This window comes from Piscinibacter gummiphilus, assembly GCF_002116905.1.
In the GTDB taxonomy this organism is placed as follows: domain Bacteria; phylum Pseudomonadota; class Gammaproteobacteria; order Burkholderiales; family Burkholderiaceae_C; genus Rhizobacter; species Rhizobacter gummiphilus.
Window position 1 is genome coordinate 3,029,428 of record NZ_CP015118.1, and the last position, 12,789, is coordinate 3,042,216.

Sequence of the window (12,789 nt, forward strand, 5' to 3'; positions counted from 1 at the left end):
CCGACCGCGCCACTCTAGATGAAGCCGACCATTCATGCTTGATGCCTTCAAACGCCTGATTGCCCGCAAGCCTTCCGAGCCCGAATGGCCCGAGGTGGCGGAATGGGCCGGCCGCCAGCAATTCGGGTTCAAGCGCGTCCGCGACGAGGGGGGCGGTTTCGTCCTCGACGGGCAGATGGACGGCAAGCCGTGGCGCCTCGAATGGGGCCCGCCGCAGCGCTCGTACATCCAGGGCCACGAACTGCGCGTCCGCATGGAGCTCGGCCTGTCGTCGAACCTGCAGATGCTCGTGCTGACGCAGTCGCTCTTCGAGACCCTGGAGCGCAACGCCTTCGAGAGCTTCACCGAAAGCACGCAGACGGTCATCGACGGCAACACGCCGGAGGAGATGCGCTGGCTCGTGATGTTCCCGAAGTCGTCCGTCAAGGCACCGAAGACCGTGCGCTCGCGGTTCCACTTCATCGGCGCCGCGGCCGAGGACACCGAACGCTGGGTCGAGGGCCCGCTCGCCGAGCAGCTCGAGAAGGCCGACGCGGGCTTCCTCGCGGCCCAGCCCCCGTTCGTGCTGATGACCCTGCGCGGCCGCGTCTACCTGCGCATGCAGCTCGACGATCCGGATCCGCGTTCGCTGGCCGGCGCCGTGGCGCTGTTCCAGGTGGCGGTGCCGCAGGCCATCCAGGCCGCTGCGGCGGCCGTCGCCGAATCGCCGCGTCCCGACTTCGGCAACAGCAGTTCCACCGCCTGGCAGAACCTCGGCCCCGACGACGAGAAGGCCTGATCGGCGATCAGGCCTGCTGCGCCAGCCGCCAGCCCATCTCGGCCAGGGGGCGGGCCGCGGCGGCGGCCTGCTTCGCGTGCGCGTCGGCGGCTGTGCCTTCCTCCACCCGTTTCGCGATGCCCTGCAGGATGCCCGCCATGCGGAACAGGTTGTAGGCGAGGTAGAAGTTCCAGTCGCCGGCCAGGGCGTCGGCGTCGGTGCGGCCGGTGCGTTCGCAGTACAGGCGCAGGTAGTCGGCCTCCCGCGGGATGCCCAGTGCGTCGAGGTCCGCGCCCGCGAGGCCGCGGAACAGCGAGGGTTCGATGTGCCAGGCCATGCAGTGGTAGCTGAAGTCGGCCAGCGGGTGACCGAGGGTCGACAGCTCCCAGTCGAGCAGGCCCAGGGCCTTCGGCTCGGTGGCGTGGAACATCAGGTTGTCGAGGCGGTAGTCGCCGTGGACGATGGCCACCTGCGATTCGTCGCGGGCACTCGCCGGCAGGTGCGCGGGCAACCACGCGGCGAGCCGGTCCATCGCGTCGATGGGATCGGTGATGGAGGCCTGATACTGCTTGTGCCAGCGGGCGATCTGGCGCTCGAAGTAGTTGCCGGGGCGGCCGTAGTCGGCCAGGCCCGCGGCCTTCACGTCGACGCGGTGCAGCGCGGCGATCACGCGGTTCATCTCGTCGTAGAGGCGCTTCCGGGTGGGCACGTCGAAGCCGGGCAGGGTGGGATCCCACAGCACGCGGCCGTCGAGGCAGTCCATCACGTAGAAGGCACGGCCGATGACCGATTCGTCCTCGCACAGCAGGTGCATGCGGGGCACCGGCACGCCGGTGCCGGCCAGGGCCGACATCACGCGGAACTCGCGATCGATGGCGTGGGCCGAGGGCAGCAGCCGGGCCGCCGGGCCGGGCTTCGTGCGCATCACCCAGCGGCCGCCGGCCGTGGTCAGGCGGTACGTGGGGTTCGACTGGCCGCCCTTGAAGGCTTCGGCCTCGACGGGGCCCTCGAAGCCCGGCAGGCGAGGCGCGAGGTACGCGGCCAGCGAGGCCAGGTGCTCTGGCGACAGCGTGTGCGAAGCCGCGGCCATGTCAGTGGTGCGGCTCGGACAGCGCGAGCAGCTTTTCCTTCGACAGCACCACGAGGCGCGTGGGTTCGATGCGCACCGCGCCGTCGCGCTCGAAGCTCTTGAGCTCCTGGTTCACGCGCTGCCGCGAGGCGCCCAGCAGCTGCGCGAGGTCTTCCTGGGCCAGCTGCAGGCCGATGCGGATCTCCTCGCCCTCGTGGATCCCGTAGCTGCGCGCGAGCAGCAGCAGCTGCTTGGCCAGACGCGCGGCCAGCGGCATCGTGTTCAGGTCCTGGACCAGGTCGTACATCAGGCGCAGGCGGCGGCAGTTCAGGCGCAGCAGCGCGTCGTACAGCTCGGGGTGGTGGGCCAGCAGGTCCTTGAAGTCGGCCTTGCGCACGGCCAGCAGCGTGGTCTCGCCGTGGGCGTTGGAGTCGTGCGTGCGGGGCATGCCGTCGAAGAGGGCCATGTCGCCGAACCACACGCCGGGCTCGACGTAGGTCAGCGTGACCTGCTTGCCCGACAGCGACACCGAACTCACGCGCACCGCGCCCTTCGCGACGCCGCACCACCACTCGGCCGGTTCACCCCGGGACGACAGCAGCGCGCCATCGGCGAGGCGGCGCACGATCGAGCGCGACAGGATGGCGTCGCGCAGCGGTTGGGACAGCTTGGCGAACCATCCGCCGGATTCGATGTGGTGACGCTCGTCGGCGGTGAGGGCTGGAGTGTGCATGGGGAGGTCTCGTGTACGGCGGATCGCACGGGTGCGCGGGGCGGATCCCGTCGCCCGGACGGCTATTGTTGCCCACTCCGCGCGGGGCTGCACTGTCTGGCAGAACTAGGCGATGTTCCCGGACCACGGGTTGACGAGCTCCTTCGCGCCGGACACGGCGTCGGGGTCGGTGTCCGCGAGCCGGGCGGCCAGGCCCAGCGCCTGCTCGAAGGCGTCGCCATGGCCGCTCACCCGCGTGACGAGGCCGAGCGCGAGCAGCTGCTCGACGGGCACCGGTTCGCCCAGCCACAGCCACTGCAGCACCCGCGCGCGGGGCAGGTGCTTCATCAGCTGCGCGGTGGCGCCGGCGTCGGGAGACTGGCCGGCGCGCGGGTTCGACAGCAGCAGGCGGGCGTCGGCCGCGGCCACGACCAGATCGCAGGCGAGGGCCAGCGCGAGGCCGCCCGCGATGGCGTCGCCCTCGACCGCGGCGATGACCGGCTTCGGGTTCACGCGCAGCGCCTCGACGAAGGCCTGGAAGTGCTGGAGGGAGGGCGCGGGCTCATCCGGGTCCAGCTGGGACCGTTCGATGCCGGCGCAGAAGTGGCTGCCGTCGCCGCGCAGCACGATGGCGCGCACGGCGGGGTCGGATTCGGCGACGTTGAGGGCCTCGATGCCCGCGGCGAACACCTGCTCGGACAGGCTGTTGCGCGATGCCGGATCGCTGAGGGTGAGCACGAGGGTGGCGTCGCGGCGTTCGGTGTGCAGTTCTGAGGTCATGGCCGGCCCATGGGGCTGCAGACAGGGGTGGCGGGATTGTGTCATGCGGCACGGCAACATCGGCGCCGACGCCCGGGCCATGCGCAGTCTCGAGCCTGGTTCGTGCTAGAGTCAAAAAGTCGTTTCACTTCGCGCCCGAATGCAGAGACCCCCGATCCTGTCGCCCCTCGTTCTTGCGCTCTCGCTGCACGCGGGCCAGGCGATGGCGCTGGGGTTCGGGAAGGTCTCCGGCACCACCGCACTCGGCCACCCGCTGAACTTCGCGGTGGGCCTGCGCCTCGAGGGTGACGAGACCCTCGACGCCGGTTGTGTCACCGCCGAAGTGATGGTGGGCGACCGCCCGCTGCCGGCCGACGTGGTTCGCGCCCGGGTCGTGCGCTCGGGGCAGGGCGGTGAACGCCGCATCCGCGTCACCACCACGCTCCCCATCGAGGAACCCATCGTGTCGGTCACGGTGCGCGCGGGCTGTCCCGAGCGCCTGAGCCGGGCCTTCGTCGTGTTCGCCGACCCGCCGCACACGGTGCCGCGCCTGGTCGACAACGAGACCGACATCGCGGACGGTTCGGAAGTCCGCGGCCAGTCCCCATTCGCCGCCGCAGCTTCGCCGGTGCCACGTCCGGCACGGCCCGCGACCTCCGGCGCGTCCGAACCGCGCCGGGGCAGCGCGGCGTCCGTTCAGGCGTCGGCCCCGGCCCGCCGCGCCCGAGGCGCGGCCGCGAACAAGTCGTCGCGCCCGGTGTTGCAGCTCGACCCGGCCGAAGACTCGCCGTACACCGAACCCACCTTGCGAATGACCACGACGCTCGGCTCCCTGCCGGCGGCGTCCGGGGTGGGCGGGGCGCCGCTTCCCGACCCCGACGACATCCGCCGCCAGCAGGACCAGGCGAGGCTGCAGGCCCTCGAGGCCTCGGTGCGCCAGCTGCGCGAGGACGGCATCGCCCGCGAGCGGGCGCTGACGGCGCTGCAGCAGCAGGCCCGCGAGATGGCGGCCGAGCGGTACGCCAACCCGCTCGTCTACACGCTGGCCGGGCTGTGCGCCTTGCTGGGGCTCGGGCTCGTCGCGGCCCTGTGGCTGCGCCGGCGCGACCGGGCCGAGGCGGCCTGGTGGGCGGCCGCCGGGCACGAGGTGGTCGCCGAGGCCCGTTCGGTGCTCGGGTCGGACACCGGCAACGAACCGCCGCCCACGACGCGGCCTGCCGCCATTCCCGTCGCCGCCGCGGAGCCGGCCCCGCGCCCGCCCGCGGCGCCCGCCGAGCGGCCCGCACCCGTGCCCGCACCGGAACCGGATTCCACGGAGGTCTACGCCGTGCGGCGGGACGTGGCCGGTGAACCCGCCGTGGCCGAACCGCGGCGCCCCATGTCGGCCGAGGAACTGATCGACCTCGAGCAGCAGGTCGAGTTCTTCGTGGTGCTGGGCCAGGACGACGCGGCCATCGACCTGCTGATGGGCCATGTGCGCAGCACGAGCGGCGTGAGCCCGCTGCCGTACCTCAAGCTGCTCGAGATCTACCGCCGCCGCGAGGAACGCGAGCCGTACGAACGCATCCGCGAGCGTTTCAACCGCCGCTTCAACGCCTACGCGCCCGAGTGGGGCGTCGACCCCGAGACCGGGTACGACCTCGAAGGCTACCCCGAGGTGCTGGGCCGCCTGCAGGGCATCTGGCAGATGCCCTCGATGGCGATGGAGCTGCTCGACACGCAACTGTTCCGCCGCGACGCCGGCCCCACGTTCGACGTGCCCGCCTACCGTGAGCTGCTGTTCCTCTACGGCATCGCACGCGACCTCGCCGAACGCGACCTGCCGTCGTCCGGCGTCGACCTGCTGCTGCCCATCGGCGAGGACGAACACCCCACCGGGGCCGGCCCCATCGTGGCGCTGTCACCGGAGGCCATCGCCGAACCCGTGTCCGAGAGCGAGCATTTCCAGCTCGACCTCGACGTGTCGACGGACCAGCCCCCGAGCCTCACCGTGGAGCTGCCGCCCGAGTCCGAGCGCGGCCAGCCCCTCGACTTCCACCTCGACGACCCGGTGCCGCCGCGGCGGCGCTGAGTCAGAGCCTGGCCAGCCGCTCCAGCGCGGAGGCGAGCGTCTCGTCGCGCTTGGCGAAGCAGAACCGCGCGAGGCGCTGGTCGCGCCCGTCGGCATAGAACGCCGACAGCGGGATCGCCGCCACGCCCACCTCGGTGGTGAGCCGGCGGCAGAAGGCTTCTTCCGACTGGTCGCTCACGGCCGAGTAGTCCACCACCTGGAAATACGTGCCCTGGCTCGGCAGCAGCGTGAGCCGCGTGCGGGCCAGGCCGTCGCGGAACAGGTCGCGCTTGCGCTGGTAGAACGCGGGCAGGTCGAGGTAGGGTGCGGGGTTCGCCAGGTACCGCGCGAGGCCGTACTGCACCGGCGTGTTGACCGTGAACACGTTGAACTGGTGCACCTTGCGGAACTCGGCGGTCAGCGCGGCCGGCGCGGCCACGTAGCCCACCTTCCAGCCCGTCACGTGGAAGGTCTTGCCGAAGCTCGACACCACGACGCTGCGCTCGGCCAGCGCCGGGTGGCGCGACACGCTCTCGTGCTGTCCGCCGTCGAACACCATGTGCTCGTAGACCTCGTCGGCGATGACGAGGATGTCGGTGCCGCGCAGCAGCTCGGCCAGCTGCTGCATGTCCCCGGCCGTCCAGACGCTCGCGCTCGGGTTGTGCGGCGTGTTGACGAGGAGGGCGCGTGTGCGCGGGCCGATGGCCGCGCGGATCGCGTCGAAGTCGGGGCGGAAGGTGCGGGCCGTCAGTGGCACGTGCACGGCGCGGGCGCCGGCCAGCACGATGTTGGGCTCGTAGCTGTCGTAGCACGGGTCGAGCACGATCACCTCGTCGCCCGGGTGCACGAGCGCGAGGATGGTGGTCAGGATCGCCTGCGTGGCGCCGGCCGTGATGGTGATCTCGGTGCCCGGGTCGTAGCGGTGGCCGTAGAGGCGCTCGATCTTGTCGGCCACGGCCTCGCGCAGCACCGGCACGCCGGCCATCGGCGGGTACTGGTTGTGCCCTTCCCGCATGGCAGCGGCCACGGCGTCCACCAGGGCCGGGTCGCAGTCGAAGTCGGGGAAGCCCTGGCCGAGGTTGACCGCGCCGTGCTGCTGGGCGAGGGCGGACATCACGGTGAAGATGGTGGTGCCGACCTGCGGCAGGCGGCTCTCGATGGCGGGCGTGGTCATGGTGTCGGTGCGGGCGGTTCGCCGCCCATGGCTTGCAGGATGGTGGTGCGGGTGAGGCGTTCGGCGAGCATCTCGGCGAACGCGAACACGAAGTTGCGCAGGTAGGCGCCGCGCTTGAACGCGACGCGGGTGACGTTCTGGCCGAACAGGTGTCCCACCGGCCGCCAGACGAGGTCGCCGCCCGGCGGGTCGTCGCGCACGGCGGTCTCGGCGAGGATCCCGATGCCGAGGCCCAGCCGCACGTACGTCTTGATCACGTCGGCGTCGATGGCCTCCAGCACGATGGTGGGTTTCAGGTGGCCGGCCGTGAAGGCCTGGTCCACGCGCGTGCGCCCGCTGAACGACGGGTGGTACGACACGAGGGGCTGCAGCGCGAGGTCTTCCAGCGTGATGGTCTCGGCCGTGGCGAGCGGATGGCCCGACGGCATCACGATCGCGTGCTGCCATTCGTAGCAGGGCAGGGTGACGAGGCCCTCGAAGTCGTTGATGGCCTCGGTGGCGATGCCGATGTCGGCCACCTCGTCGATGACCATCTGCGCCACCTGCGCGGGCGAGCCCTGGTGCAGGCTGATGTTGACCTTCGGGAACTTGCGGCGCAGCTGCGCGACCGGGCCGGGCAGGAAGTAGCGGGCCTGGCTGTGCGTGGTGGCGATCGACAGCGTGCCGGCGTCCTGCTTCGAGAACTCCTCGCCGATGCGCTTGAGGTTGCCCACCTCGCGCATGATGATCTCGATGGACTTGAGCACCTCCGCCCCGGGCTCGGTGATGCGGCGCAGCCGCTTGCCGTGGCGCGCGAAGATGTCCACGCCGAGTTCGTCCTCGAGCTCGAGGATGGCCTTGGACACGCCGGGCTGCGACGTGAACAGCGCGCGGGCCGTCTCGGTCAGGTTCAGGTTGCGCCGGACGGCTTCTTGGACAAACCGGAACTGGTGCAGGTTCATATTCCAGGGCGGGGTGCGGTGAGGCCCTGATTATTCCACTTGCGATCTAAGGCGTGTGCGGCAAGAAGGCTTCGGCGGCGCGGGCCATGGCGTCGATCACGGGGTCGAGTTCGCCCACGGCGGGCGACAGGGTCCACGTGGCCTGGGGATGGTGGGCACGCAGCTGCTCGACCAGCACGGGCAGGTCCTTGCGCACGTGGCCGCCAGCGCCGAGGAACAGCGGCACCACGGCCACCGCGGTGCAGCCGGCATCGGCCAGCGAACGGCCGGCCGTGGCGATGTCGGGGGCCATGAACTCGAGGAAGGCCAGCTCGACCGGCACGCCGGGGCGTGCCGCGCGCACGCGGTCGGCCACGGCCTGGAAGGGGCGGGCCCAGTTCGGATCCCGCGCCCCGTGCGCGAACAGCAGCAGTCCGGTCATCGGTACCTCACGAGCCAGCTGAAGGCCGCGAACGACATCCCGAGGAAGATGAGGCTGGGCGTGGCCGCGACGATCCACGGCGTCCAGTTCTTCAGCAGGCCGATGTGGGCCGCGACGTTGTTGAGCAGCACGAAGGTGATGCCCAGCATGATGCCGCCGAACACCTTCAGGCTCACGCCGCCGGCCCGCGCGTGCAGGTACGCGAACGGCAGCGCGAGGCCCACCATCACGAGGCACGCGAGCGGGTAGAGCGCCCGTTTCCAGAACCGCAGTTCGTAGCGCTGCGCGGTCTGCTCGTTGTCCGAGAGGTGGTTCATGTAGCGGAACAGCTCGAAGGTGGACATCGAGTTGAAGGGGCGCACCGCCGACGACACCACGTTCGCCGCGAGCGTGGTCTGCAGGTGGAACACCTCGAGCTGCTTGACGTCGACCTTGAGCTGGGCGATGTCCGCCGCCGCGGCGCCGGAGGCGCCGGTCCAGTCGGTCAGCAGCACCTTGTTCAGCGTCCACAAGCCGGAGGCGTCGACCCGTGCCGTGTCGGCGGCGATGCGCTGGACCAGCCGGCCCTCGGTGTCGAAGGCGTAGATGCGCACATACAGCAGCTCGCCGTCGGCCGCGGCCGTGGACACGTTGATGGAGTAGTTGCGTTCACCGTCGGGCGTGTTGAGCTTGTCCTTCATCCACGCGCCCGCGCGGCCGAGGCTCAAGCCGCCCTTGACGCGCGCATGCAGCTCGACGGCGGCCCGTTCGGAGAGGGGCGCGAGGTAGTCGCCCACGACGAACGTGAGCACGCCGAACGCGACGCCGAGCCCCATCAGCAGCGACAGCGCCCGGCCGGGGCCGAGGCCGCCGGTGCGCAGGATGGTGAACTCCGACGACTGGGCGAGGCGCGACAGGGCGTAGATGGTGCCGATCAGCACCGCGATGGGCGCCAGCTCGTAGAGGTGGCCGGGCAGCTCGAGCAGCGAGTACAGCGCGGCGTGCATCGCCGAGTAGTCCTTGCCGACGTCACCCAGTTCGTCGACGAAGTCGATGAAGAAGAACAGCGACAGGAAGGCGATGGCGACGAACACGACGGCGCTCACCACGTCGGCGTACAGCAGGCGGCGGACGGTTCTCATGCGTGGGCCTCCTGCTTCGCGGGGCGCGGCTTGCGCCACTGCACGTGCGTGCCGTTGTCTCGCCACCAGAGCAGGCCGATGGCGAGGAGGAAGGCCGACCCGTGGACCGCTGCCAGCACGCCGCCCATGCCGATGCGGCCCGACGACACCCAGGCCTGCGACAGGTTGATGAGGTTGTAGTACACGACGAAGGCGAGGAGGGCGAAGAGCAGGTTCCAGTTGCTGGCCCGCCGCGGCTGCGTGGCCGACAGGCTCAGCGCGAGCAGCAGCAGGTTGGCCGAGCCGAGCGTCAGGCCCAGGCGCCAGGTGAGTTCGCCGCGCGCCTTCGCGTCGGGGCTCAGCAGCAGGTCGACCGTGGGGCGGGCCTTGTAGGGCAGCACGGCGTCCGACACCTTGACGCGTTCGCCCACCTGGATCTGGTAGCTCTGGAAGCGCGAGACGGTCTTCTCGTTCGTCTTGAAGTCCTGCTCGTTGCGCTGGCCGCTGTCGAGCACGAGCACGTCGGCCTCGTCGGTGTGCTCGATGCGGCCGGTGCGGGCCGTGGTGATCGACTCGTTGTCACCCTTCCTGATCAGGATGAAGACGTTGCGGCCGGTGCCGCCGTCCTGCTGGTCGCGGTCGATGAAGAACACGCGCGAGCCGTCGCGCGAGGACTGGAACTGCCCGGGCGCCACGCGCGAGAGGTCGGAGCGGCGCTCGAAGCGTTCCTTCAGGTCGGCGCTCTGCTGGTTCACCCAGGGCCACACGAACAGCGCCATCAGGCCCACGACGAGCAGCACGGGCCAGCTCACGCGCAGCACCGGGCGCACGAAGCGGCTCAGGCCGACCCCGCTCGCGAACCAGATGGCCATCTCGCTCTCGCGGTACATGCGGCCGAGCGACACCACCACCGCGATGAAGAGCGACAGGCTCAGCATCGTGGGCAGGTTGGCGAGCGACGTGAAACCGAGCAGGAGCGCGACGTCCTGCGGCGACACCTTGCCCACCGCCGCCTGGCCCAGCGTGCGGATGAGGAACATCGTCAGGACGATGGTGAGGATGACGACCAGTGTCGCGCCGAATGTTCGGGCGATGTCTCGGCGCAGTGTGGAATCGAATAACATCGTCGGATTCTTGTTGGGGCTGCATTATGGACGTTCGTCACCAGATTCTTTCGTTGTCCGCCTTGTCGACGCTGTCAGCCGATGCGCTGCTGGTCGTGGTGGCCGGCGACAGCCTGGACCCGCTGCTCGACGCGGCCATCGCCGGCCCGCTCGCCGATGCCATCGCCCAGGGCGACTTCCAGCTGAAGGCGGGCCGCACGCTGTACCTGCACCGCCTGCCGGGTGTCAAGGCGCCCCGGGTCGTGATCTCGGCGTCGGCCGGCGTCACCCCGAAGGCCTTCAAGGCCGCGGTGGCCCAGGGGCTGGCCGCGCTGAAGACCACCGGCGCCCGCCGCGTCGGCATCGCCACGGTCGGCCTCGAGGTCGACGCGAGCCATGCCGAAGCCGCCGTGGGCGCGGCGTTCGATGCCGTCTACGTCTACCGCCACACGAAGCCCAGCGCCCCGCCGGCGCCGGCGTTCGACACGGCGCTGTTCCTCACCGACAAGGGCCACGCGAAGATGGCGCAGCTGGGGCTCGCCCGCGGCCAGGCCATCGCCTCGGGCGTGCAACTCGCCCGCGAGTGGGCGAACCGCCCGGCGAACCACTGCACGCCCACCATGCTCGCCGAACAGGCGAAGAAGCTCGGCAAGAGCCACGACCTGAAGGTCGAGGTGCTCGACCGCAAGGCCATCGAGAAGGAGGGCATGGGCTCGTTCCTCGCCGTTTCCCAGGGCTCGGAAGAGCCGCCCCGGTTCATCGTGCTGCGCTACCAGGGCGCCGCGAAGAACAAGGCGCCGGTGGTGCTCGTCGGCAAGGGCGTCACGTTCGACACCGGCGGCATCTCCATCAAGCCCGCGGCCGAGATGGACGAGATGAAGTTCGACATGGGAGGCGCCGCCAGCGTGCTGGGCACCTTCCGCGCCATCGCCGAGCTGAAGGCGAAGGTGAACCTCGTGGGCCTGATCCCCGCGTGCGAGAACATGCCCGACGGCCGCTCGCTCAAGCCGGGCGACGTGGTCACGAGCCTGTCGGGCCAGACCATCGAGGTGCTCAACACCGACGCCGAAGGGCGCCTGCTGCTGTGCGACGCGCTGACCTACGCCGAGCGCTTCAAGCCGGCGGCCGTGGTCGACATCGCCACGCTGACCGGGGCCTGCGTGATCGCCCTCGGCCACCACCGCAGCGGCCTGTTCACGGCCGACGAGACGCTCGCCACCGAACTGTCCGAAGCCGGGCAGGCCGGGCTCGACCCGTGCTGGCGCATGCCGCTCGACGAGGAGTACGACGACGGCCTCAAGAGCAACTTCGCCGACATGGGCAACGTGGGGCCGCGCGCCGGTGGGGCGATCACCGCCGCCATGTTCCTGCGCCGCTTCACCTCGAAGTACCGCTGGGCCCACCTCGACGTGGCCGGCACCGCCTGGAAATCGGGCGCGGCCAAGGGCGGCACCGGCCGGCCCGTGCCGCTGCTGACCCACTTCGTGCTGTCGCAGGCCGCCTGAAGAACACGCACCCGCGGGACCCGATGACCGAGATCAGCTTCCACTTCAACGTGCCCGACCGCATGGGCTACGCCTGCCGGCTTCTGCGGAAGGCGGTGCGGCGGGGGGCGAAGGTGGTGGTGGCGGCTCCGGTGCCGGTGCTCTCGCAGCTCGACCGCCAGCTCTGGACGTTCGAGGCGCTCGACTTCATTCCGCACGTGCTCTCGAAAACCGGGATGCCACTGGCCCCGCGTTTGCGTCACACTCCCGTCTGGCTGACCGATGCGGTGCGCGACGCACCACACCAGGACGTGCTGCTGAACATGGGGGACGAATTGGTGGAGGGTTTCGAGGTGTTCGCACGGGTGATCGAGCTCGTGCCGGTCGACGGACCGGCGCGTCTGGCCGGCCGTGGGCGCTGGAAACACTATGCCGACCGGGGCTACGTGCTGCAGAAGCACGACGTCGCGCAGGACCCGACCGCATGAAGATGAACGCTCCCGGCACCCCTCCGGCGCACCGGTTGCCCGTGCTCACCGAGGTGATCCAGCTCACCGCCGCGGTCGAGGAACCGGTCGAGGCGGCCCTCGTCGAGGTCGATTTTCCGTTGCCGGTGGACGAGCCCGTCGCCATCGCGGTGCCCGCGCCGGTCCCGGTGCCTGCGCCCGAGGCACCCCGGCCGGAACCGGTCCCGGCGCCCGAACCCGTGCTTGCCGAGCAGCCCGTGCCGTTCGCGCACGACGCGCCGGCGCCGCCCGAATGGCTCAAGCGCCGGCCCGCGCCGCACGTGCGCGTGGGGCTGCCGCTGCCCGCGATGGCGCCGCCGTCGCCACTGCCGGCCGACTTCTCCGGCAGCTGGTGGAGCCGCGACGAAGGCCCCGCGGTGGTGTCCGCGCCGGTGCCCGTTCCGGTGCCCATCCCCGCACCGGTGCGTCCCGTGGAAACGGTTTCGGAAGACGTGCTGGTGCAGCGCGTGTTCGAAGGACTCGAAGGACAGATCGACCTGATGTTCGACCACCGCATGCGCGAGGCCGTGGTGCCCGCGCTCGCGCGCGCGGCCGACAGCCTGATGGCCGACCTGAAGGAACAACTCCATGCGACCCTCCACGAGATGGTGTCGCGTGCCGTCGCGATCGAACTGGCGCGTCAGGCACATCGCCGTGAATCCGGTTCGTGACTTTTTCCGTGTGTGCGAGTGGTAGTGCCGAGGCCTGGCCCG

The 12,789-nt window shown here is 70.7% G+C and carries 13 protein-coding genes; 5 read left to right on the forward strand and 8 right to left on the reverse strand.

Annotated features, from left to right (window positions below):
• Positions 1-34 precede the first annotated feature (34 nt).
• Complete coding sequence (locus A4W93_RS13545) at positions 35-778, forward strand: hypothetical protein (RefSeq protein WP_085751106.1); 744 nt, start codon at positions 35-37, stop codon at positions 776-778.
• A 7-nt stretch (positions 779-785) separates the two neighbouring features.
• Here the strand turns inward: A4W93_RS13545 and A4W93_RS13550 are convergent, their stop codons facing one another.
• The 3 genes from A4W93_RS13550 to A4W93_RS13560 form a co-directional block, all read right to left on the reverse strand.
• On the reverse strand, positions 786-1,847 hold the full coding sequence (locus A4W93_RS13550; RefSeq protein WP_085751107.1) for a phosphotransferase family protein: 1,062 nt from the start codon (positions 1,845-1,847) through the stop codon (positions 786-788).
• 1 nt (position 1,848) lies between these two features.
• A complete protein-coding gene (locus A4W93_RS13555) occupies positions 1,849-2,559 on the reverse strand; it encodes a Crp/Fnr family transcriptional regulator (RefSeq protein WP_085751108.1) in 711 nt (236 codons plus the stop codon).
• Between the two features lie 105 nt (positions 2,560-2,664).
• A complete protein-coding gene (locus tag A4W93_RS13560; RefSeq protein WP_157782155.1) occupies positions 2,665-3,318 on the reverse strand; it encodes an enoyl-CoA hydratase-related protein in 654 nt (217 codons plus the stop codon).
• Between the two features lie 139 nt (positions 3,319-3,457).
• Here A4W93_RS13560 and A4W93_RS13565 point away from each other — a divergent pair, with 139 nt between their 5' ends.
• A complete protein-coding gene (locus A4W93_RS13565) occupies positions 3,458-5,368 on the forward strand; it encodes a type IV pilus assembly protein FimV (protein ID WP_085751110.1) in 1,911 nt (636 codons plus the stop codon).
• A 1-nt stretch (position 5,369) separates the two neighbouring features.
• On the opposite strand, the gene A4W93_RS13570 is transcribed toward A4W93_RS13565, so the two are convergent.
• The 5 genes from A4W93_RS13570 to lptF are packed head-to-tail and all read right to left on the reverse strand — an operon-like array spanning position 5,370 to position 10,107.
• Entirely contained in the window at positions 5,370-6,521 is a 1,152-nt protein-coding gene (locus A4W93_RS13570) for a pyridoxal phosphate-dependent aminotransferase (RefSeq protein ID WP_085751111.1), read from the reverse strand.
• On the reverse strand, positions 6,518-7,462 hold the full coding sequence (locus A4W93_RS13575; protein ID WP_085751112.1) for a CysB family HTH-type transcriptional regulator: 945 nt from the start codon (positions 7,460-7,462) through the stop codon (positions 6,518-6,520). The genes A4W93_RS13570 and A4W93_RS13575 overlap by 4 nt, the downstream gene beginning before the upstream one ends.
• A gap of 46 nt (positions 7,463-7,508) precedes the next feature.
• Entirely contained in the window at positions 7,509-7,883 is a 375-nt protein-coding gene (locus A4W93_RS13580) for a sirohydrochlorin chelatase (protein WP_085751113.1), read from the reverse strand.
• Positions 7,880-9,004, reverse strand: coding sequence for an LPS export ABC transporter permease LptG (lptG, locus tag A4W93_RS13585; RefSeq protein WP_085751114.1), 1,125 nt, complete (start codon positions 9,002-9,004; stop codon positions 7,880-7,882). Before lptG ends, A4W93_RS13580 begins: the two co-directional genes overlap by 4 nt.
• Positions 9,001-10,107: an LPS export ABC transporter permease LptF gene (gene lptF / locus A4W93_RS13590; protein ID WP_085751115.1), complete on the reverse strand. Its 1,107-nt coding sequence runs from the start codon at positions 10,105-10,107 to the stop codon at positions 9,001-9,003. Before lptF ends, lptG begins: the two co-directional genes overlap by 4 nt.
• Positions 10,108-10,133: 26 nt before the next feature.
• On the opposite strand from lptF, the gene A4W93_RS13595 reads away from it, so the two are divergent.
• The 3 genes from A4W93_RS13595 to A4W93_RS13605 are packed head-to-tail and all read left to right on the forward strand — an operon-like array spanning position 10,134 to position 12,747.
• Entirely contained in the window at positions 10,134-11,591 is a 1,458-nt protein-coding gene (locus A4W93_RS13595; RefSeq protein ID WP_085751116.1) for a leucyl aminopeptidase, read from the forward strand.
• Between the two features lie 23 nt (positions 11,592-11,614).
• Positions 11,615-12,058 (forward strand): DNA polymerase III subunit chi, encoded by a 444-nt coding sequence (locus A4W93_RS13600; protein ID WP_085751117.1) that lies wholly within the window; start codon positions 11,615-11,617, stop codon positions 12,056-12,058.
• On the forward strand, positions 12,055-12,747 hold the full coding sequence (locus A4W93_RS13605) for a hypothetical protein (protein WP_085751118.1): 693 nt from the start codon (positions 12,055-12,057) through the stop codon (positions 12,745-12,747). Before A4W93_RS13600 ends, A4W93_RS13605 begins: the two co-directional genes overlap by 4 nt.
• Positions 12,748-12,789: the final 42 nt, after the last annotated feature.